Annotated in this window: 17 protein-coding genes; 14 read left to right on the top strand and 3 right to left on the bottom strand. The window is 61.9% G+C overall.

The window, feature by feature from the left end:
• Nucleotides 1-67: 67 nt before the first annotated feature.
• The 8 genes from eat (at nucleotide 68) to ACI2JX_RS20060 (ending at nucleotide 7,621) form a co-directional block, all read left to right on the top strand.
• The gene (gene eat, locus ACI2JX_RS20025) at nucleotides 68-1,516 is read left to right on the top strand and encodes an ethanolamine permease (RefSeq protein ID WP_404690843.1); all 1,449 of its coding nucleotides are present in this window, start codon (nucleotides 68-70) and stop codon (nucleotides 1,514-1,516) included.
• A 49-nt stretch (nucleotides 1,517-1,565) separates the two neighbouring features.
• The gene (locus tag ACI2JX_RS20030) at nucleotides 1,566-2,960 is read left to right on the top strand and encodes an ethanolamine ammonia-lyase subunit EutB (RefSeq protein WP_404690844.1); all 1,395 of its coding nucleotides are present in this window, start codon (nucleotides 1,566-1,568) and stop codon (nucleotides 2,958-2,960) included.
• A gap of 8 nt (nucleotides 2,961-2,968) precedes the next feature.
• Nucleotides 2,969-3,787: an ethanolamine ammonia-lyase subunit EutC gene (eutC, locus tag ACI2JX_RS20035; RefSeq protein ID WP_368973225.1), complete on the top strand. Its 819-nt coding sequence runs from the start codon at nucleotides 2,969-2,971 to the stop codon at nucleotides 3,785-3,787.
• Between the two features lie 109 nt (nucleotides 3,788-3,896).
• A complete protein-coding gene (locus tag ACI2JX_RS20040; RefSeq protein WP_264236618.1) occupies nucleotides 3,897-4,355 on the top strand; it encodes a GNAT family N-acetyltransferase in 459 nt (152 codons plus the stop codon).
• Nucleotides 4,356-4,630: 275 nt separating this feature from the next.
• Nucleotides 4,631-5,278 carry a DedA family protein gene (locus tag ACI2JX_RS20045; RefSeq protein WP_186556643.1) on the top strand — a complete coding sequence of 216 codons (648 nt, stop codon included), beginning with the start codon at nucleotides 4,631-4,633 and terminating at the stop codon, nucleotides 5,276-5,278.
• A 7-nt stretch (nucleotides 5,279-5,285) separates the two neighbouring features.
• Nucleotides 5,286-6,101 carry a zinc-dependent peptidase gene (locus ACI2JX_RS20050; protein ID WP_264236615.1) on the top strand — a complete coding sequence of 272 codons (816 nt, stop codon included), beginning with the start codon at nucleotides 5,286-5,288 and terminating at the stop codon, nucleotides 6,099-6,101.
• Between the two features lie 105 nt (nucleotides 6,102-6,206).
• Nucleotides 6,207-6,734 carry an inorganic diphosphatase gene (gene ppa / locus ACI2JX_RS20055; RefSeq protein ID WP_404690845.1) on the top strand — a complete coding sequence of 176 codons (528 nt, stop codon included), beginning with the start codon at nucleotides 6,207-6,209 and terminating at the stop codon, nucleotides 6,732-6,734.
• A 188-nt stretch (nucleotides 6,735-6,922) separates the two neighbouring features.
• Entirely contained in the window at nucleotides 6,923-7,621 is a 699-nt protein-coding gene (locus ACI2JX_RS20060) for an XRE family transcriptional regulator (RefSeq protein ID WP_404690846.1), read from the top strand.
• Nucleotides 7,622-7,862: 241 nt separating this feature from the next.
• Here the strand turns inward: ACI2JX_RS20060 and ACI2JX_RS20065 are convergent, their stop codons facing one another.
• Nucleotides 7,863-10,802 carry a TonB-dependent receptor domain-containing protein gene (locus ACI2JX_RS20065; protein WP_404690847.1) on the bottom strand — a complete coding sequence of 980 codons (2,940 nt, stop codon included), beginning with the start codon at nucleotides 10,800-10,802 and terminating at the stop codon, nucleotides 7,863-7,865.
• Nucleotides 10,803-10,990: 188 nt separating this feature from the next.
• Here ACI2JX_RS20065 and ACI2JX_RS20070 point away from each other — a divergent pair, with 188 nt between their 5' ends.
• The 6 genes from ACI2JX_RS20070 to ACI2JX_RS20095 all read left to right on the top strand — a co-directional run bounded on the left by ACI2JX_RS20070 (nucleotide 10,991) and on the right by ACI2JX_RS20095 (nucleotide 17,883).
• A complete protein-coding gene (locus ACI2JX_RS20070) occupies nucleotides 10,991-11,530 on the top strand; it encodes a sigma-70 family RNA polymerase sigma factor (protein WP_368973227.1) in 540 nt (179 codons plus the stop codon).
• Nucleotides 11,523-12,473, top strand: a complete 951-nt coding sequence (locus ACI2JX_RS20075; RefSeq protein ID WP_404690848.1) for a FecR domain-containing protein — start codon at nucleotides 11,523-11,525, stop codon at nucleotides 12,471-12,473. Before ACI2JX_RS20070 ends, ACI2JX_RS20075 begins: the two co-directional genes overlap by 8 nt.
• A gap of 110 nt (nucleotides 12,474-12,583) precedes the next feature.
• Entirely contained in the window at nucleotides 12,584-13,276 is a 693-nt protein-coding gene (locus ACI2JX_RS20080; protein WP_319004543.1) for a response regulator transcription factor, read from the top strand.
• Entirely contained in the window at nucleotides 13,276-14,622 is a 1,347-nt protein-coding gene (locus ACI2JX_RS20085) for a histidine kinase sensor domain-containing protein (RefSeq protein WP_404690849.1), read from the top strand. The genes ACI2JX_RS20080 and ACI2JX_RS20085 overlap by 1 nt, the downstream gene beginning before the upstream one ends.
• 75 nt (nucleotides 14,623-14,697) lie before the next feature.
• The gene (locus ACI2JX_RS20090) at nucleotides 14,698-16,926 is read left to right on the top strand and encodes a TonB-dependent siderophore receptor (protein ID WP_404690850.1); all 2,229 of its coding nucleotides are present in this window, start codon (nucleotides 14,698-14,700) and stop codon (nucleotides 16,924-16,926) included.
• A 66-nt stretch (nucleotides 16,927-16,992) separates the two neighbouring features.
• The gene (locus ACI2JX_RS20095; RefSeq protein WP_404690851.1) at nucleotides 16,993-17,883 is read left to right on the top strand and encodes an alpha/beta hydrolase; all 891 of its coding nucleotides are present in this window, start codon (nucleotides 16,993-16,995) and stop codon (nucleotides 17,881-17,883) included.
• A gap of 38 nt (nucleotides 17,884-17,921) precedes the next feature.
• Here ACI2JX_RS20095 and ACI2JX_RS20100 read toward each other — a convergent pair whose 3' ends face one another.
• Together ACI2JX_RS20100 and ACI2JX_RS20105 are read right to left on the bottom strand one after the other, a co-directional pair.
• Complete coding sequence (locus tag ACI2JX_RS20100; protein ID WP_404690852.1) at nucleotides 17,922-18,896, bottom strand: zeta toxin family protein; 975 nt, start codon at nucleotides 18,894-18,896, stop codon at nucleotides 17,922-17,924.
• Nucleotides 18,897-19,013: 117 nt separating this feature from the next.
• Nucleotides 19,014-20,219 carry an RtcB family protein gene (locus ACI2JX_RS20105; protein ID WP_264236604.1) on the bottom strand — a complete coding sequence of 402 codons (1,206 nt, stop codon included), beginning with the start codon at nucleotides 20,217-20,219 and terminating at the stop codon, nucleotides 19,014-19,016.
• Nucleotides 20,220-20,282 lie beyond the last annotated feature (63 nt).

Raw genomic sequence — 20,282 nt, forward strand, 5'->3', positions numbered from 1 at the left:
TTCCTGCAGTACCCATCACCATCGGCTGGAAGCCTTCCGGCCACCAAGAAAAACAACAGGTGAACCTATGCCAAGCGATCACTCCGGTAGCACACCGGCCACTTCTTCCGTCGACTTCGAAAAAGTCGGCTCAGACTATTTCCAACAACGTGAACTGAAAAAAGGCGCCGCCGGCTGGGTCCTGCTGGTCGGCCTGGGGGTCGCCTACGTGATCTCCGGCGACTACGCCGGGTGGAACTTCGGCCTGGCCCAAGGCGGCTGGGGCGGCATGTTCCTCGCCACCCTGCTGATGGCTACCATGTACCTGTGCATGTGCTTCTCGCTGGCCGAACTGTCGTCGATGATCCCCACCGCAGGCGGCGGCTATGGCTTCGCCCGCAGCGCCTTCGGCCCCTGGGGCGGCTTCTTGACCGGAACCGCGATCCTCATCGAATACGCCATCGCTCCGGCTGCTATCGCGGTGTTCATCGGCGCCTATTGCCAGTCACTGTTCGGCATCGGCGGCTGGATGATTTATCTCGCGTTCTACATCATCTTCATCGGCATCCATATCTTCGGTGTCGGCGAAGCGCTGAAACTGATGTTCATCATCACCGCGGTGGCGGCAATTGCCCTGGTGGTGTTCCTGATCGGCATGGTGCCCCATTTCGATGCAGCCAACCTGTTCGATATCGCCCCAACCAGCGCGGCAGGCGCCAGCAGCTTCCTGCCATTCGGCTACATCGGCGTGTGGGCGGCGATCCCCTATGCGATCTGGTTCTTCCTGGCGGTCGAAGGTGTGCCATTGGCTGCCGAAGAAACCAAGAACCCTAAACGCGACCTGCCGCGCGGCTTGATCGGGGCAATGCTGGTGCTGCTCGCCTTTGCCCTGCTGATTCTGGTGATCGGCCCTGGCGGCGCGGGTTCCGAAGCGCTCAAGGCCTCGGGCAACCCGCTGGTAGAGGCTCTGTCGAAGGCTTACGGTGGCTCAACCTGGATGGGCAGCTTCGTCAACCTGGTCGGCCTTGCTGGCCTGATCGCCAGCTTCTTCTCGATCATCTACGCCTATTCGCGGCAGATCTTTGCGCTTTCTCGCGCCGGCTACCTGCCACGCAAGCTGTCCGAGACCAACAAGAGCAAAGCACCCGTGCTGGCCCTGGTCATCCCGGGGATCATCGGCTTCGCCCTGTCGCTGACTGGCCAGGGTGACCTGCTGATCCTGGTCGCGGTGTTCGGCGCAACCTTGTCGTACGTGCTGATGATGGCCGCACACATCACCCTGCGTATTCGTCGCCCCAAGATGGCGCGTCCGTACCGCACCCCGGGCGGCATCTTCACCTCGGGCGTGGCCTTGGTCCTGGCGTGCCTGGCCGTGGTTGCCGGGTTCCTGGTCGATCCACGCGTGGTGATTGGCGCGGCAGTGATCTATGGGGTATTAATTGCCTACTTTGCTTTCTACAGCCGCCACCACTTGGTAGCGGGGACGCCGGAAGAGGAATTCGCCGCGATCCAAAAGGCCGAAGAGGCCCTGCACTGATCGCCGATACGCGCCGCAGCTCGCTCCTGCGGCGCTCTGGAGAGTCTGTATGGCAAGTTTCGTACACACGGTAGGCAACCTGGTCTACCGCTTCGACAGCCTCAAGGAAGTCATGGCCAAGGCCAGCCCGGCGCGCTCGGGCGACTTTCTGGCGGGGGTCGCGGCCAGCAACGACGGCGAACGGGTCGCCGCGCAGATGGCCCTGGCCAACATCCCGCTCACGCATTTTTTGAGTGAGGCGCTGATCCCCTATGAGCAAGACGAAGTCACCCGCCTGATCATCGACAGCCACGACGCCGAAGCCTTTGCCCCAGTCAGCCACCTGACGGTGGGCGGCCTGCGCGACTGGCTGCTCGGCGAAGGCGCCACTGAAGACAGCCTGCGCGCTCTCGCCCCCGGCCTGACCCCTGAAATGGCTGCGGCAGTGTCGAAAATCATGCGCGTGCAGGATCTGGTGCTGGTCGCGCAGAAGATCCGCGTGGTGACCCAGTTCCGCGGCACCATGGGCCTGCGCGGACGGCTGTCGACCCGCCTGCAACCGAACCATCCGACCGATGAACCGGCCGGGATCGCCGCGAGCATCCTCGACGGGCTGCTGTATGGCAACGGTGACGCCATGATCGGCATCAACCCGGCCACCGACAGTATTTCTTCGATCTGCGCCATGCTGGAAATGCTCGATGCGATCATCCAGCGCTATCAGATCCCCACTCAAGCCTGCGTGCTGACTCACGTCACCACCTCGATCGAGGCGATCAACCGCGGCGTGCCGCTGGACCTGGTATTTCAGTCCATCGCCGGCACCGAGGCGGCCAACGCCGGCTTTGGCATCAACCTCAACGTCCTGCAGGAAGGCTATGAAGCCGGCCTGTCGCTCAAGCGCGGCACCCTCGGCCAGAACCTGATGTATTTCGAAACCGGCCAAGGCAGCGCCCTGTCGGCCAACGCTCACCATGGCGTTGACCAGCAGACCTGCGAAACCCGCGCCTATGCCGTGGCCCGCCATTTCAAGCCGTTTCTGGTCAACACCGTGGTCGGCTTCATCGGCCCGGAATACCTGTACAACGGCAAGCAGATCATCCGCGCCGGCCTGGAGGATCACTTCTGCGGCAAGCTGCTGGGCGTGCCGATGGGCTGCGACATCTGCTACACCAACCACGCCGAAGCCGACCAGGACGACATGGACACCCTGCTGACCCTGCTGGGTGTGGCCGGGATCAACTTCATCATGGGCATTCCCGGCTCCGACGACATCATGCTCAATTACCAGACCACCTCGTTCCACGACGCGCTGTATGCGCGCCAGACCCTGGGCCTCAAGCCCGGCCCGGAATTCGAGGCGTGGCTTGAGCGCACCGGCATCTTCACCCAGGCCGATGGCCGCATTCGCTTTGGCGACAACCTGCCGCCCGCTTTCCGCCAAGCCTTGGCGCAGCTGGCCTAGAGGTGACCATGGAACGACACACGCCCACTCACGACAACCCCTGGCTGGCCCTGCGCAATCTCACCCCGGCGCGAATTGCCTTGGGCCGCAGCGGCATCAGCCTGCCCACCGGCGCCCAGCTGGATTTTCAGTTCGCTCACGCCCAGGCCCGTGATGCGGTGCACTTGGCCTTCGATCACGCCAGCCTGCGCAGCCAACTGAGTGAACGCGGCCGCGACAGCCTGCTGCTGCACAGCGCCGCCAGCGACCGCGACCAGTACCTGCAACGCCCGGATCTGGGCCGTCGGCTGAACCAGGAGTCGGTCCAGCAACTGCGCGAGTACGTCCAAGCCAATCCGGGTGGCGTCGACCTGGCCATCGTCGTCGCCGACGGTCTGTCGGCCCTGGCCGTACACCGCCATACCCTGCCGTTGCTCGCGCGTTTCGAAGAGCAGGCCGCCGCTGACGGCTGGAGCAGTGCCCCGGTGGTGCTGGTCGAGCAAGGCCGGGTTGCCGTGGCCGATGAAGTCGGCGAACTGCTTGGCGCGCGCATGACCGTGATGTTGATCGGCGAACGCCCTGGCCTGAGCTCGCCAGACAGCCTTGGCCTGTACTTCACCTACGGCCCCAAAGTCGGCCTGACCGACGCCTATCGCAACTGCATTTCCAACGTACGCCTGGAGGGCTTGAGCTACGGCATGGCCGCTCACCGCCTGTTGTACCTGATGCGCGAAGCCTGCCGGCGCCAGCTGTCGGGGGTGAATCTTAAGGACGAAGCCGAGGTCCATAGCCTCGACACTGAAAACTCTTCAAGCAAAAGCGGAAACTTCCTACTTGGGGAAGAGTAAAAATCATGTCACGGAAGGTGGATTGCGCTTCTAGCCTGCATTGGGGCAGCATGCCCGTGAAAGCTGCTGGCAATCCGCTGTTTCCCCAAATGGACTCTGAGGGCCGCACATGCGCATCATCAAGGCAACCCTGGAACACCTCGACCTGCTCAACCCGTTGTTCGTGAAGTACCGCGAGTTCTATGGGCAGCTGCCCTATCCGGACAGTTCGCGCAGCTTCCTCGAGAAGCGCCTCAGGCTCAAAGAGTCGGTGATCTACCTGGCGCTGCCGGATGATGACGACAGTAAACTGCTGGGTTTCTGCCAGCTGTATCCGAGCTTTTCGTCGCTGTCGCTCAAGCGCGTATGGATTCTCAACGACATCTACGTGGCCGAGGACGCCCGACGCATGCTGGTGGCCGACCATCTGATGCGCGAGGCCAAGAAAATGGCCAAAGAAACGAATGCCGTGCGCATGCGGGTGTCGACCAGCAGTGATAACGAGGTGGCGAAGAAGACCTACGAATCCATGGGCTTTCGCCAAGATACCGAGTTCACCAGCTACATTTTGCCGATCAACCAGGATTGAGCTACCCCACGCGAGGTCGCTATGCGGGTTGTGGCCAAGCGTGGGAGCGGGCTTGCCCCGCGATTGCGGCCCCCCGTTCCCACGTAGCCCGCATCCCAGCCAAAACCATCGTAACCCGCCGCTACAATCTCCCCGGGCACAATCTCCCCTTGTCCGTATAATGCCCCTCCTACATGTGTGAAAATTTACCCACTCGCAGGTAAACAAGCCTACGCCCTTGCCGATCTCCGTCTTTGCGCGCCCGTAGTCGCGGGTCAAGAACACAGGTGCTGTACATGGATTTCAACCCGCTGGACCTTATCCTGCATCTCGATGCCTACCTCGATCTGCTGGTCACCAACTACGGCCCCTGGATCTACGCCATTCTGTTCGCCGTGATCTTCTGCGAGACCGGCCTGGTGGTGATGCCCTTCCTGCCTGGCGATTCGCTGCTGTTCATCGCTGGCGCCGTGGCCGCAGGCGGCGGAATGGACCCAGTATTGCTCTCCGGGCTGCTGATGGCGGCGGCAATCATGGGCGACAGTACCAATTACGTGATCGGCCGAACGGCGGGCGAACGCTTGTTCAACAAGCCCGATTCGAAGATCTTCCGCCGCGATTACCTGCAGCGCACCCACGAATTCTACGAGCGCCACGGCGGCAAGACCGTGACCCTGGCGCGCTTCCTACCGATCCTGCGCACGTTTGCGCCGTTCGTTGCCGGCATCGCCCACATGCATTACCCGCGTTTTCTGGCCTTCAGCGTCGCCGGCTCGCTGTTGTGGGTCGGTGGCCTGGTCACCCTGGGCTTCTTCTTCGGCAATGTGCCGTTCATCAAGCAGCACCTGTCGCTGATGGTCGTCGCCATCATCGTCCTGTCGCTGGTGCCGATGATCCTCGGTTTGCTGCGTGGCCGCTTCGGCCGCGCCGCCAAGGCGCACTGACCGGCCCATGTGGTCGTTACGCGCCTGGCGGCGTCGACGTACCCTGGCCCGTTATCCGATCGATGCCCAGTTGTGGCAGGCTGTTCGGGAACAGCTGCCACTGCTCGACGGTATCAGCGAGGAAGAAGACCGCTGGCTGCGCGAAGCCTGCGTGTTGTTTCTGCATGACAAGCACCTGACCACCCTGCCCGGCGTCGAGCTGGACGACCAGCAGCGCCTGCTGCTCGCCGCCCAGGCCCAGTTGCCACTGCTGCACCTGGGCGACCTGGACTGGTATCAAGGCTTTCACGAAATCATCCTCTACCCCGACGACTTCAAGAGCCCCCAGCGCCACCGCGACGCCAGCGGTGTCGAGCACGTGTATGACGGCGAACACAGCGGCGAAGCCTGGCAACAAGGCCCGGTGATCCTGGCCTGGGACGGCGTGCTCAGCGGGGGTGGCTGGGAGGCCTACAACCTGGTGATCCACGAGCTGGCGCACAAACTCGACATGCTCAACGGCGACGCCAACGGCCTGCCGCCACTGCACAACGACATGCACGTCGGCGACTGGTCCCAGGCCATGCAACAGGCCTACGACGATCTCAACCGGCAGCTGGATGCCAACCCCGACGCCGAGACCGCCATCGACCCCTACGCTGCGGAAAACCCTGGCGAATTCTTTGCCGTCACCAGCGAATATTTCTTCAGCGCCCCTGACCTGCTGCACCAGGCTTATCCACAGGTGTACCAGCAATTGGCGCTGTTCTACCGCCAGGATCCGCTGTCCCGCCTGAGCCAACTGCAGGCCGAACATCCGCAGTACCGCGATCATCACTCCTGACACGCATCCAGGCACGTCCGCACATCAGGCAGGGCGTGGCGTGGCCCAGCAGAATGTGCCTATAATCGCCGCCAATTTTCCGATCAGACACGGGGGCACTGCCCAATGAGCTACAGCAAGATTCCGGCTGGCAAAGACCTGCCGAACGACATCTACGTCGCCATCGAGATCCCGGCTAACCACGCGCCGATCAAATACGAGATCGACAAAGACAGCGACGCGCTGTTCGTCGACCGTTTCATGGCTACCCCGATGTTCTACCCAGCCAACTACGGCTACATCCCCAACACCCTGGCTGACGACGGTGATCCGCTCGACGTGCTGGTCGTGACCCCTTACCCGGTCGCTCCAGGCGCGGTCATCCGCGCCCGTCCAGTCGGCATCCTGAACATGACCGACGACGGCGGCGGCGACGCTAAAGTCATCGCCGTACCGCACGACAAGCTGTCGCAGCTGTACGTCGACGTCAAAGAGTACACCGACCTGCCAGCGCTGCTGATCCAGCAGATCGAGCACTTCTTCGCGAACTACAAAGATCTCGAGAAGGGCAAGTGGGTCAAGATCGAAGGCTGGGAAGGCGCTGACGCCGCCCGTGCCGCGATCACCAAATCGGTTGCTGCCTACAAAGGCTAAGCCCGATGGGTATCTAGAGCCCCGCTTCGGCGGGGCTTTTTTGTGCCTGCTCAACGGCGGTAAGGGCAATATCCAAGAAAAGTCCTACTCAGTCCTAGGCCCCATCTCTCAATACGCGCCATTTCTTACACACTACGCAAACCTCAGGTTCATTTTCCCGCAGACGCTTGCCCGCTAGACTCGGCCCCATGACTACCTCTGGTGACCGCCTAAAGTCACTCCTTCAGGAGTGCGAACTGACCCCTTCCGACTTCGCTGCCCAGCGCGGCGTCACGCCCCAGCACGTCAACCACTGGTTCAAGCGCGGTATTCCTCTGGCCCGCCTCGATGAAACCGCCGACCTGTTCTGCGTGCACCGTCGCTGGCTGCTAAGCGGCGAAGGCCCTAAACACCCAAGCCCGATCCTGCGCCAAAGCCTCTTAACGCCCACCCCGGCAAAAGCCAGCCCGCTGCTGGGCGACGATACGCGCATGGTAAACATCGCCCTACACAGCGTGAGCAACAGGCGTCTGCAACCCGACCAACACAGCTATCTGCCGCTCCCCCAGCAAGCCCTCGAAGCGCTTGGCGTGGCAGTGGAACAGGCTATCTGCGTGAACATGCCCGCCGCCAACATGGCCCCGCTGATCCCCCTGAACGCCATCGTTGCCATCGACCGGGGCATGACTCAAGTCGTCGAAGGCCAAGCCTATGCCCTACTGCACAACGGCCAACTGAAAGTGCACAGTCTCAGCCTCGGCAACAACGACACCCTGTGTTTACACAGCCACGACCGACGCAATTACGCCGTCGAGCGCTACACCCCCGCCCAACGCCATGCGCAAGGCCTGGAAATCCTTGGGCGGGTGTTTCATTGGTCATATTTCAGCCAGCCAGTACCAGGCTGAAACACCCAGTGCCACTTTTTGCTGGGCAACACGAGCGCGCCCTAGTATCCTTGCCCGCACATTTCGCCCCAGACCGGCCAAGGCCGCGCTCCAGAGGGCCTGGCGACGCCTCATACAGCCGTCTGCCATCTTTTTCATGGTCCTTGAGACCATACCGTTTAAGGCGGTTGCGGCTTACCAAAAATGAGCCAAGATCGTCCCCGAGAAGCCGGCCACAAGCCGGCTTTTTAATGCCCGATATTCAGAACCGCGTCACCACCCCCATACGCACTGTACGCCCCGGCGCCGGCATGAAGCTCTGTGCCAGCGGATCCAGGTAATAGCGGTCCGTCAGGTTCTGCACCGACACATTCACCTGCGTGTGCTCCAGCAACTTGTACGCGAGGAACAGATCGAACAACGCCACTGACCGGTACTCGATCTGCGGCGTGGTTGCGCCAGTCTGCCAAGGCTTGTCGAGGGTACTGGTCGGGCCAGAGCTGTAGGTCACCCGGCCACCAACGGTCAGTGCCTCATCGAAAAAGCGCAGGCCGCTGGTCAGGCTGGCTGAGAGTCTCGGTGGGTTCTGGGTATTGGTGTACGAACCCATGAAGCTGCCTGGGGTGCAGTTGGGCGTGTCATGGGTCTTCTGGTACGAGTCGGCGGTGGCGCGCAGCTTGCCGGCAAACTCCGAGTCGCAGGTCTCGGTCTTGAGGTAGTAGGTGGCCGATAGATCGGCGAACACCCGGCCGGCGTCGTAGTTCGATTGCAGCTCAAGGCCGCTGGTACTGAAGCTGTCGGTATTGCTGAACGACATCTGCCCCCACAGGCCGGGGCTTGGGTCGTAGTAGCGGGTGATGTAGTTCTTGATGGTGTTATTGAAGTAGGCCAGCTTGATCGCAGCCGAGTCGTGCTCGGTCAACAGGTCGTCGCGCAGGGCGCTGACGCCAATCTCCCAGCTCTGCGAGCGCTCAGGCTTGAGGCTCTTGCCTGGGGTGACCTGCTGGGTGCCCTGGCTGGTTTCGAACAGCGACGGCAAGCGCAGGCCCTGGGTGTAGGTGACATAGAAGAAGGTGTCGGGCAGCAGCTCGACATTGATGCCGAATGCCGGCGAGAACCCGCCACCACTGCTGCTGCCCTGCTGGGTATGGTCATAGCCGGTGACCACGCTGCTGATGCCCTCTGGATTGACCTCGACGCGGGTCGCACCGAAGTCGTTGAAGCGCACGCCGTTAAACGGCTCGTTACTGTTGCGAAAGACAATGCCGTTGTTCAGCCGGGGATCGGTGGCGTCGGTGTATTGGCCGTTCTGGTCCGGGAACCACGTCATGTTGCCCCACCCCTTGGGACCGCTTGCCGAAATGTAGCGCACCTCACGCTCCTCACGCCGGGCGCTGGCGAGCACGGTGTTGTCCTTGGTGCGGTAGTGGCTGTAGCGCCCGCCGCCCCATAAGGTCAGTTGCTCGATTGGCTGATACTCGAGCTTGCCGTTGAAGCTGAACTCTTGCCGTGAAGCATCGCGCAGGGTGCGGTTGGCGTCGATGTCGTGCTGGGTGATCAGCACGCTCTTTTGCGGTTGCAGGTCTTCAAGCTGGAACGCGCCGCCCAGGTCCAAGGTGAAGTCACCCTGGGCTGTCTGGAAGCGGGAGATGTTGTTCAGGTCGCCACCGATGCGCCGGTTGTCCTGGCGGGTCCAGCTGCGGTCGGAGCGAAACAGCTGGGAAACCGGTGCCGTCCAGGCCGAACTCAACGAGCTGGTTTGCGCGTCGGTCATCCACAGGGAGCCGGTCAAATCGACCAGTGGATTGCCAGCGGGCAGGTAGTGATAGCGCGCGGTGTAGGTATCGATCTTCACCTCACCCAGCGGATACTGGTAGATACCGGCGGTGCCGAAGCGGTAGATGTCAGACGGCATGATTTCGGCGCTGCGCCCGTCGTAACGGCGATAGCCCAAGTCCAGGGTGTGACCGTCGGCGATCCGCCAGGTGGCCTTGAGCAGGTATGAGTCGGTTTTCGCTGAGGAGTTGAGCACTTCCTCACCGGCGTTGTAGGTCATCGCCACGCTGGGCTGTTCACTGCCGCTCTGGTCATAGATACGGTAGCGGTTCTGGCCTTTCTTGCCGGAAAAATAGTTGCCCTGATTGCGATGCGCATAGGCCGCGACCACGTCCAGGCGCTCGGTGCTAAAGGCAAAGGCAGCGCTGCCAGACTCGGCCTCTGAGCCGAACAGGCTGGCGCGCTCATCGCGGGGTGCCACGCTCAGGCTTTCATCCTTGGAACTGGCGCTACGATGAGCGGGTGCTACGCCGTTGTTCCATAGGTCGCCCTTCAGGCGTACGCCCACCTTGTTGCCGTCGACCAGAATGTCCTGCACGCCGATCGTCTTCATTTCCACCGAACCGCCGATCGCCCCAGACTTGGTCGACGGCCCCTTGTTGACGGTCACGCTGCTGATCAAGTCCGGGTCGATGTAGCTGCGTTGCTGAGTGCCGCCATAGCCACGATAGACATCCAGCGCCTGCTGCGAACCATCGACAGTGACCGCCACCCGGCTCTGCCCTTGGATACCGCGGATGTTGACGTCCAGTGCGCCGCCGTTGCGACTGTCGCCGACCTGCACGCCAGGCACGCCGCTGAGCAAGTCACCCACTGACACCCGGCCAAAGCGGTCGATCTGCTCGCTGTTCAGGTGCACAGAGGAGCGTGGCGCGCGATAGGCGTCCTCCTGTGGACCCTGCGCGGCGGCTTCGACCATCGTCGGCGACAACTCGGCTGTCGCATTCGGCGCGTTGCCCGGTGCCATCAACACATAAGTCCCGGTCGAGCTCGGCGCCAACTGCAGCCCACTGTTGGCGAGCAACCGCTGCACGCCTTCGCTGACCGTATAGCGCCCTTTCAACGCAGGTGCCGTGCGCCCGCGAGTCAGCTCAGGATCGTAAGACAACAGCAGTCCGGAGTGGCTGGCGAAGCTAGCCAGGGCTGTGCCCAATGGCCCTTGGGCAATGTTGTAGTCCCGCCGCGTGGCATCGTCCAGGCGGGTCGCTGCGACGTTGGTTGTAGGGGGCTCTTGGGCCAGGGCAAGACTGCTGTTGAGCAGACCGGCGCCGCAGCAGCTGATCATCGTGCAACGCAGGGCAAAGGTGAGCGGTGACAGGCAGAGTCGAGGACGCGAAGCAGGTGACGAACAACGGATGGGGAGCATGCTGATCTCGCTGGTAGGGTTTGCGCCCAGCACTGGCTGCGGGCTGTTACCTCCTCTGTCGCACGAGATCGAAAAAAGGATATGCGTGCACCACCAACCACTGGATTTACCGCTGCGGTCTTGTGATCTGGGCAATTCTAGTGATAATGGTTTTCATTTGCGACAGTCTTGTACCGATTCGACCGACGATGAACGCGCCCTTTTCCCCGCCCCACACTACTGAGCAGTGCAGCGTCGAGACGCTGTACATCGAGAATCACGCCTGGTTGCGTAGCTGGCTCGCGTACCGCTTGCGCTCGTGGGGGCGCGGGGTGGCCGACGATCTGGCCCATGATATTTTTCTGCGCGTGCTTACCAGCCGGCACGACGTGCGGGCCGAACCGATTCGCCAGCCGCGCGCTTATCTGACGCGAATTGCTACCTGCGTACTGGTGAGCTGGCGCCGTCGCCAGTCGCTGGAACGCGCCTGGCTTGAGGCGTTGATGTTACTGCCCGAACCCGAGCAGCCCTCGCCCGAGCTGCAAAGCGTGATCCTTGAGACGTTGCACGAGATCGATGCGCTGCTCGATTCGCTACGCCCGCGGGTCAAGCAGGCGTTTTTGATGGCAACGCTGGATGGGATGAAGCAAAAGGACATCGCCGTGGCCCTGAACATCGCCCTGCCGACGGTCAAGAAGTACATCCACGAGGCCTACCTGACCTGTCTGACGCAGATGCCCGATGAATAACCCCCATCCAAGCAGCCCGGACCCTGCCATCGCCCCGCACATTCTCGCCCAGGCGGCCTCCTGGCTGATGCTCATCCAGGAAGCGCCACTGCTACCGGCCCAACAGCTCGAACTGGATGGCTGGCGGCTGACCAGCGCCGAGCACGAACGGGCCTGGAAGCGCGCCCAGCGCCTGCTCATGCGTATGGGCAGCCTACCGCCGAGCCTGGCCAAACAGACCCTGACTCGCCCCACCGGCAGACGCAACGTCGTCTGCGGTTTGCTCATGCTGATCGGTGCTGTGCCGCTCAGTTGGTGGGCCTGGCGCCTCGGCGTTGCCAGCGATTACCAGACTGCTATGGGCAAGCGTCAGCAAGCGCTGCTCGCCGACGGCACGCAGATCACCCTCAACAGCGATAGCGCCGTAGACGTGCTTTTGGATCGGGCACAACGCTTGCTGCAACTGCGCCGAGGCGAGCTGTACATCGTGACCGCTGCCGATCCCCGTCCGTTGCTGGTGCAGACCGAACAGGGCCAACTGCTCGCCCTGGGCACCCGCTTCAGCGTGCGGCAACTGGCCAATGAAACCCTGCTCGCAGTGTATCAAGGCGCCGTCCAGGTACGCCCTGAGGGCGCCAGCGTGGCGCCGGCCGAGAACATCATCCGCGCCGGCCAACAAGTACGCTTCAGCCGCGAACAACTCGGGGTAGTCGAGGCGAGCAGCGAAACCACCCTGGCTTGGCGTCGCGGCCTGCTGGTGGCCGACGACATGCCGCTAATCGAGTGGGCGCAAGAACTGATGCGCTACAGCAAGCAACGCCTCGAATGCGACCCTGCCCTCAGCGAGCTGCGGGTTTCCGGCACATTTCCTGTCGACGATCTGCACCTGGCCGTAGCCATGTTGGCCCAGACCCATGGGCTGCATGTTCGCCAAGCAGGTAACCCGCTACTGATCAGCCGTTGAGCACCGCAGCCGAGGTGCCGCGACGAAATGCCATCAACCAGCCATTGCCGCGCCTAGGCTGGCAATGGGATGATTCGTAATTGCAAGGAATTCTCATCAAAGGCCCACTTGTGTCCCCCAAGCTCCTTCTCGCTGAAGACGATCCACGTTTGCGCCAAGACCTGGAACGGCATTTCCTTAACCGCGGCTTCAGCGTGATGGCCTGTGAGAACGGCACCCAGGCCTTGAGCGCAATACAGCAGGGCGGCTTCGACCTGGTCCTGCTGGACATCATGCTGCCTGGGCTCGATGGCCTGAGCCTGCTGGATGAATTACGCCGACATCAGGCTGTGCCGGTGATGCTGATGTCTGCCCTGGGCGCCGAGCAGGACCGCATCAGCGGTTTTACCCGCGGCGCCGACGACTACCTGCCCAAGCCCTTCAGCCTGGCCGAGCTCGATGCCCGCGTCGATGCCTTGCTGCGCCGCGTAGCCCTCGACCGCAGGCAAACCGAGGCGCAAAGCGACAGCGCGTTGACCCTCGATCAAGGCGCTCACGATGTCGTCCATCAGGGCAACAGCGCTGGGCTTACGGGCTCCGAATATCGCCTGTTCGCCACCCTGCGCGCGCACCCCGGTGAAGCGCTGAGCAAGCCCTTCCTCTACCAGGCAGTGCTGCACCGAGCCTATACCCGGCTGGACCGGGGCCTGGATGTGCATGTGTGCAACCTGCGCCGCAAGTTGGCGGCGATCGGTGCGCGACACTTGGAAATTCAGGCGGTACGCGGTCAGGGTTACATCCTGATCGACACCGGCAGCGCCTGATGCGTCGGCATCCGCTGCTGTGGAAGCTGGCGCTGTTGCAGGTGGGCTTCTGCCTGCTGCTGACCTGGCTGATCTGGACCTGGGGCCTGTCGGTCGAGCGTCGCAGCTATTTCCTCGATGAAGCCGATCAACTGTATCTGGCCCGTTATGCCCAGCAGGCCGAACAAGCTTGGCGCACTGGCGGCGCCGCCGCGGCGCAGGCCTTTCGCGAGCAGCTGGCAACCGCCGAGGACACCTGGGTCGGCGTGATCGGCCCACGCCTGGAAAGCCTCGGCACTACACCGTTGAGCACCGAAGAGGCCAGCCACCTGACCTTCATGCGCAAACTCGACTGGCCTATGAGCCGACGCCTGCAAGATGAGCTGCCGTACGTCAGCATCGAGTTCCCCGAGCACCCAGAAGAAGGCCGCCTGGTGATGCAGTTGCCTGAACGCCTGTTGCCCACCGGCCTGACGCCCTGGACTCACCTGATCACCCATGGCGTAGCGCCCACCCTGCTCGCCTTGTTGCTGGGGCTGGCGCTGTATCGCCACTTGGTGGTGCCGCTCAATCGTCTGCGCGACCGCGCCGACGCCCTGCGCGCCGATGATCTGGACAGCCCCGGCCTACCCCTGCAACAACGACGCGACGAGCTCGGCGAGCTGGCCCAGGCGTTCGAACACATGGCCGGGCGCCTGCGCCAGAGCCTCGACCAGCAGCGCCTGCTGCTGCGCACCCTGTCTCACGAATTGCGCACACCGCTGGCGCGGCTGCGCATCGCCCACGACAGCGAGCTTGCGCCTGAACAGTTGCGCGAGCGTCTGGGGCGTGAAGTGGACGACATGCAGAAGCTGCTCGAAGACACCCTCGATCTGGCCTGGATGGACACCGAGCAGCCACAGCTGCCGACCGAGCCGGTGCAAGTGCTGTCGGTGTGGGAAGCGCTGTGCGAAGACAGCTGCTTCGAAAGTGGATGGGCGCGACTACGGCTACCCTGTACCCTGGACACCGACTGCCGGGTCCAAGCGCACCTCGATAGCCTGGCACAAGCCATTGAAAACCTACTGCGCAATGCCATCCGCCACTCTCCGCCCGGTGGCATCGTCAGCCTCGATGGCGTTCGGGAAGGCGACTTCTGGCACCTGCGCCTGCGCGACCAAGGCCCCGGCGTACCGGACGCCGACCTGGAGCGGATCTTCACATCCTATCAGCGCCTGCCCGACAGTGGCGCTGGCTTTGGCCTGGGCCTGGCCATCGCCCGCCGCGCCATTGCTTTACAAGGCGGTCGCCTGTGGGCAAGCAATGGCCATCCCGGCCTGTGCCTGCATATCACCCTGCCGGCGGCAGCGAAGTGTTTAGAAAGTTAATGAGCTTTACTCTCAATTACGAGTAATTATCATCGCTGATCTCTTGCCTTTCGCTTGATGTCCTGGAGATCGCTGATGTCGCCCCGCTCACTGCCTATTGCCCCGTTTTTGCTGCTCTCCAGCTGCTTGCTTAGCAGCGCCGTGCAGGCTGCCAGCCAACCTGAGCCGATCGAGCTAGAGAGCCAGAACGTGGTCGCCACCGCACTTGAAGAAACCAAGCAAGCGCCCGGGGTATCGGTAATTACCGCCGAAGACATCAAGAAGCGTCCACCGGCCAACGACCTGTCGCAGATCATCCGCACCATGCCCGGAGTCAACCTGACCGGCAACTCCACCAGCGGCCAGCGTGGCAATAATCGGCAGATCGACATCCGCGGCATGGGCCCGGAAAACACCCTGATTCTGGTCGACGGCAAGCCCGTCAGCAGCCGCAGTTCGGTGCGCTATGGCTGGCGCGGCGAACGTGACTCGCGCGGCGACACCAACTGGGTGCCCGCCGATCAGGTCGAGCGCATCGAAGTGATTCGTGGCCCGGCGGCAGCCCGTTATGGCTCCGGGGCAATGGGCGGGGTAATCAACATCATCACCAAGCAACCAGGCGCCGAAACCCACGGTAACGCCACGGTCTATCAAAACTTCCCCCAGCACGGCGACGAAGGCGCGACCAAACGCATGACCTTCGGCCTCAACGGCCCGCTCACCGATAACCTCAGCTACCGCCTCTACGGCAACGTGGCCAAGACCGACGCCGACGACTGGGACATCAACTCAGGCCATGAGTCAGTGCGCACCGGCAATCAAGCCGGGACCTTGCCCGCTGGCCGCGAAGGCACCCGCAACAAGGACCTCAACGGCCTGCTGAGCTGGCGCCTCAGCCCTGAGCAGACCCTTGACCTGGAGGCCGGCTTCAGCCGCCAGGGCAACATCTACAGTGGCGACACGCAGAACACCAACTCCAACGCCAATGTGAAAAGCATGCTCGGCAAGGAGACCAACCGCCTGTACCGCGAGAACTACTCGATCACCCACCGTGGCGACTGGGATTTCGGCAGTACCATGGCCTATCTGCAATACGAGAAGACCCGCAACACGCGGATCAACGAGGGCCTGGCCGGTGGCACCGAAGGTATCTTCAGCAACACCGACTTCTACACCTCAACCCTGCGCGACCTCAGCGCCCATGGCGAAGTGAACCTGCCGTTGCACGCCTGGCGCGACCAGACCCTGACCCTGGGCAGTGAATGGAGCCAGCAAAAACTCGACGACCCGAGTGCCAACACCCAGACCACCAGCGAGGGCGGCTCGGTCGCAGGGCTGAGCAGCGCGGGCCGCTCGACCACTTCGCAAGCACAGATCTTCTCGCTGTTCGCCGAAGACAACATCGAGCTGATGCCGGGCACCATGCTCACTCCCGCTTTGCGCTTCGACCACCACAGCATCGTCGGCGACAACTGGAGCCCGTCGCTGAACCTATCGCACGCGCTGACCGAAACCCTCACCTTGAAAGCGGGGATCGCCCGCGCCTACAAGGCGCCGAACCTGTACCAGCTCAACCCTAACTACCTGCTCTACAGCCGCGGCCAGGGCTGCTACGGCCAGACCACCAGCTGCTACCTGCAGGGTAATCAAGACCTCAAGGCCGAGACCAGCATCAACAAGGAGCTGGGCATCGAATACAAACGCGATGGCTGGGTCGCGGGCCTGACCTATTTCCGTAACGATTACAAGAACAAGATCGACTCTGGCCTGAGCGCGATCGGCAGCGCCAGTGGCGGCAGCGGTGCCAACGCCAACGCCGCGCTGTTCCAATGGGAGAACATTCCCAAGGCACTGGTCGAGGGCCTGGAAGGCACCCTGAGCATTCCGCTGGCCGAGCAGCTGACCTGGAACAACAACTTCACCTACATGCTCCAGTCGAAGAACAAGACCACCGGCGAAACCCTCTCGGTGACCCCGGCCTACACCCTCAATTCCATGCTCGACTGGCAGGCCAGCGACGACCTTTCGCTGCAGCTGAGCGTCGCCTGGTACGGCAAGCAGACGCCGAAGAAGTACGACTATCACGGCGAGCGGGTGACCGGCAGCGGCAACGATCAGTTGTCGCCCTATGCCCTGGTCGGTGTCAGCGGCACCTATGCGATCAGCAAGAACCTGAGCGTGACCGCCGGCATGGACAACCTGTTCGACAAGCGCCTTTATCGCGCCGGCAACGCCCAGGGCGTCAACGGCATCGAGGGTGCCGGAGCGGCCACCTACAACGAACCGGGGCGCACGCTGTACACCAGCCTGACAGCCTCCTTCTGACCGCGCGCCGCCGCATCCAACCGATGATACGGCGGCTTTGCCTGCAAGCCATAACGAGATCGCCTGATGAAACTGACCACTTTCGCCCTGGCATTGACCTTCTTGCTAACCGGCGCCTGCGCTCTGGCGCGGCCCATGCCGGAGCAGAAAATGGACACCAGCCTGCTGCAACGTCAGGACCTGGCCTACCGCTTCACCACCCTCACACTGGATTCGGCCGACGGCAAGCGCCACTACCAGCTATGGATCGGCACGCCCCAGCGACCGGCCCCTGCAACAGGCTATCCGGTGCTGTGGATGCTCGATGGCAACGCCGCCCTCGGCGCGCTCGATCCGGCCCTGCTCGATCAGCTCGCCGAGGGTCAGGCGCCACTGCTGGTTGCGGTGGGCTATCAAACCGCGCAACGCATCGAGCGCAGCGCCCGCACCTACGACTACACCCCTGCCCTGCCAGGCCAGCGCGAGCAGCTCGATCCGCTGAGCGGACAGCCCAGCGGTGGCGTGCAACAGTTCTTCGATCTGCTTAGCCAACGCATGCGGCCGATGGTGGCCGAGGTGGCCCCCATCGACGCCAGTCGGCAGACGCTGTGGGGACACTCTTACGGCGGCCTGGCGGTACTGCATGCACTGTTCACCCGCCCTGGCGAATTCAGCACCTACGCTGCCGCCAGCCCCTCGCTGTGGTGGCATGACGGCGCCATCGTCGATGAGGCGCAGGGTTTGCAACAACGCCTGGGGGACGCCCGACCGAACCTGCTGCTGATGCGCGGCGGTGACGAGCCATCCAACCCGCGCGTAGCGGTCAAGGGTGATGTCGAGCGTCCGGCGCGCGAACTGGCCGCGGACCTGGCGGAGGTGCAGGGGCTACAGGTGCGCTTCGAACGCTTCGACGGGTTGGGGCATGGGCCAATGTTGCCGGCGTCCCTGCGACGAGTGATCGAGAGGATGGCCAAGTAACCCAAACCGTGCCTGAAGCCTTACACGATCAACGTAGCTTAAGGATTCACGTACTTGAGGACGTACAGGCACAACTCGCGAAACACCTCAGTTGGCATTTCAGCGACCTGTGCATTGCCAAGCGTTTTACAACAGCCTGTCGCCATCGTTTGCCGATGCTCCTTGCCCAGCAGCCCTGCGTGTACCACTTGGGAATATTGGATGAAGGAGCAGGGAAAGGTCGATTGCGCATTTCGACTAATATTGAAGTTGAAATTCGGGTGTTGGAAAAACGCTTTACCAAAGTAATCTTCCTGAGGTGCGAGCTCGCCGACATCATTACACATGCTGTGGCAGACCACCCTGCTCTTCATCTCCGATTCAATACCACGCACATAAATCATAATGTTCGACCCCGGCTTTTTAGTACAGGCATTTTCAAAAGCATCTAGAATTGCCCGCGCATTCACCTGCGCCTCTTCAATTTGCGTCAGGGTCACCACCCGTTCAAGTTCACCCTTGGCTACACTTTTTACCACCCGATCAAGCGAAGCCCAGTGACTGAACTCTTTTTGGCAGGCAATAACATGCACCTCAAACTGGTACCCTAGCGCCATTAGAGCATCCGGAACCCTAGCGAAACCAGGGTTATCCATGGCGGTTTCCATGATGATATTTAGTTTATGCTGCTGGGCGTATTCGAAGATTTTGTTACCCAGCTTCCAGATAAACTCCTCAGTATGCTGATAGATATCAAGCACACTCTCCGACTTCATCTCTTCATATAAGGGGTGCAGGGTACGGAAGGCGGGCAAGTACAAGCGTACGTAGGCATCGTAGTGACGAGTAGGCAGTAACTCATTTTCCAGCAGATAGGTTTTACCAGAACCCTGCGCGCCGGCGAGGATGAGAATTTTCGGGCTCGGCGCGCCATTAATTGAGCTGGATTTATTCTCAAACAGTTTCTTTTCATCGCGCAGTATTGCCAATGCGTTATCTACATCGGCGTCAGTAAACGGGTAGAGGGTGGTCATAACAGCAATCTCTTTATAGGCACCGCCCTGGATTGAGCGGACCTACACGTTAGAAGACTGTTAAAAACGAAAACGGTAGATAGTTATGACGCCGCACGTTCTCGACTGAGCGTTGATTTAACCCTTCACACAGACGACCTGACGCAAGGTGTGGACGATTTCTACCAACTCGCGCTGGGCCAGCATGACAGCATCGATGTCCTTGTAGGCCATGGGAATCTCATCGATCACCTGCTTGTCCTTGCGGCACTCGACATGAGCCGTGGCGCGGCGCTGATCCTCGACAGTGAAGCGGCTCTTGGCCTTGGTTCGACTCATCACTCGTCCGGCACCGTGGCTGCACGAGCAGAACGACTGCTCATTACCCAGCCCACGCACGATAAAGCTCTTGGCACCCATCGAGCCTGGAATGATGCCCAGCTCGCCCTGGCGCGCCGACACCGCGCCCTTGCGGGTTACCAGCACTTCGCGACCAAAATGCTGTTCGCGTTGCACGTAGTTGTGGTGACAGTTGACCGCCTCCAAGCTGGCCTCGAAGCGCTTGCCCAATATCTTGCGCGTGGCGCCAACCACCGCCAGCATCATCAGCTCGCGGTTGTGTCGGGCAAAATCCTGAGCCCACTGCACCGCCTCGACATAATCGGTAAAGTGCCGGCTGCCTTCTTCGAAATAGGCCAGGTCCTTGTCGGGCAGGTTGGCCAGGTGCTGACGCATGTCGGCCTGGGCCAGCTCGATGAACAGGTTGCCGATCGCATTGCCGACCCCGCGAGAGCCGCTGTGCAGCATGAACCAGACCCGGTCGGCTTCATCCAGGCAGACTTCGATGAAATGATTACCACCGCCGAGCGTGCCCAGGTGATGGCGGTTGTTGGTTTTCTCCAGCCGTGGGTACTTGTCGGTGATGGCCTTGAAACGCGCGGCCAGGCCACTCCACATGCGCTCGGCCTGGTTGGGCACAGTGTCCCAGGCGCCCTGATCACGCCGGCCGAAAGTCTTGCCGTGAGGTACGGCCTGTTCGATGGCGCTGCGCAGACCATGCAGGTTGTCCGGCAGGTCGCGCGCATGCAGCGAAGTACGCGCGGCGATCATGCCGCAACCGATATCCACGCCCACTGCCGCAGGGATGATCGCCCCCACTGTGGGGATCACACTGCCGATGGTCGAACCCTTGCCCAGGTGCACGTCCGGCATCACCGCCAGGTGCTTGAAGATGAACGGCATACGCGCGGTGTTGAGCAACTGCTGGCGGGCTTCGTCCTCTACCGGTACGCCGTCGGTCCACAGTTTGATCGGTTTGCCGCCGGCGACTTGGAGAATGTCCATGGTGTCGTTTCCACAAAAAGCTTTCACCCATGATACCGCCGAAGGTCGTAGGCCGGCGGCTTG

Source organism: Pseudomonas sp. NPDC088890 (assembly GCF_044900155.1).
GTDB classification, from domain to species: Bacteria; Pseudomonadota; Gammaproteobacteria; order Pseudomonadales; family Pseudomonadaceae; genus Aquipseudomonas; species Aquipseudomonas urmiensis.

What these genes read in the sequence shown, in the direction of transcription:
- eat (WP_404690843.1), top strand. Translation starts at nt 68, where the DNA reads ATGCCAAGCGATCACTCCGGTAGCACACCGGCCACTTCTTCCGTCGAC.
- ACI2JX_RS20030 (WP_404690844.1), top strand. Translation starts at nt 1,566, where the DNA reads ATGGCAAGTTTCGTACACACGGTAGGCAACCTGGTCTACCGCTTCGAC.
- eutC (WP_368973225.1), top strand. Translation starts at nt 2,969, where the DNA reads ATGGAACGACACACGCCCACTCACGACAACCCCTGGCTGGCCCTGCGC.
- ACI2JX_RS20040 (WP_264236618.1), top strand. Translation starts at nt 3,897, where the DNA reads ATGCGCATCATCAAGGCAACCCTGGAACACCTCGACCTGCTCAACCCG.
- ACI2JX_RS20045 (WP_186556643.1), top strand. Translation starts at nt 4,631, where the DNA reads ATGGATTTCAACCCGCTGGACCTTATCCTGCATCTCGATGCCTACCTC.
- ACI2JX_RS20050 (WP_264236615.1), top strand. Translation starts at nt 5,286, where the DNA reads ATGTGGTCGTTACGCGCCTGGCGGCGTCGACGTACCCTGGCCCGTTAT.
- ppa (WP_404690845.1), top strand. Translation starts at nt 6,207, where the DNA reads ATGAGCTACAGCAAGATTCCGGCTGGCAAAGACCTGCCGAACGACATC.
- ACI2JX_RS20060 (WP_404690846.1), top strand. Translation starts at nt 6,923, where the DNA reads ATGACTACCTCTGGTGACCGCCTAAAGTCACTCCTTCAGGAGTGCGAA.
- ACI2JX_RS20065 (WP_404690847.1), bottom strand. Translation starts at nt 10,802, where the DNA reads ATGCTCCCCATCCGTTGTTCGTCACCTGCTTCGCGTCCTCGACTCTGC.
- ACI2JX_RS20070 (WP_368973227.1), top strand. Translation starts at nt 10,991, where the DNA reads ATGAACGCGCCCTTTTCCCCGCCCCACACTACTGAGCAGTGCAGCGTC.
- ACI2JX_RS20075 (WP_404690848.1), top strand. Translation starts at nt 11,523, where the DNA reads ATGAATAACCCCCATCCAAGCAGCCCGGACCCTGCCATCGCCCCGCAC.
- ACI2JX_RS20085 (WP_404690849.1), top strand. Translation starts at nt 13,276, where the DNA reads ATGCGTCGGCATCCGCTGCTGTGGAAGCTGGCGCTGTTGCAGGTGGGC.
- ACI2JX_RS20090 (WP_404690850.1), top strand. Translation starts at nt 14,698, where the DNA reads ATGTCGCCCCGCTCACTGCCTATTGCCCCGTTTTTGCTGCTCTCCAGC.
- ACI2JX_RS20095 (WP_404690851.1), top strand. Translation starts at nt 16,993, where the DNA reads ATGAAACTGACCACTTTCGCCCTGGCATTGACCTTCTTGCTAACCGGC.
- ACI2JX_RS20100 (WP_404690852.1), bottom strand. Translation starts at nt 18,896, where the DNA reads ATGACCACCCTCTACCCGTTTACTGACGCCGATGTAGATAACGCATTG.
- ACI2JX_RS20105 (WP_264236604.1), bottom strand. Translation starts at nt 20,219, where the DNA reads ATGGACATTCTCCAAGTCGCCGGCGGCAAACCGATCAAACTGTGGACC.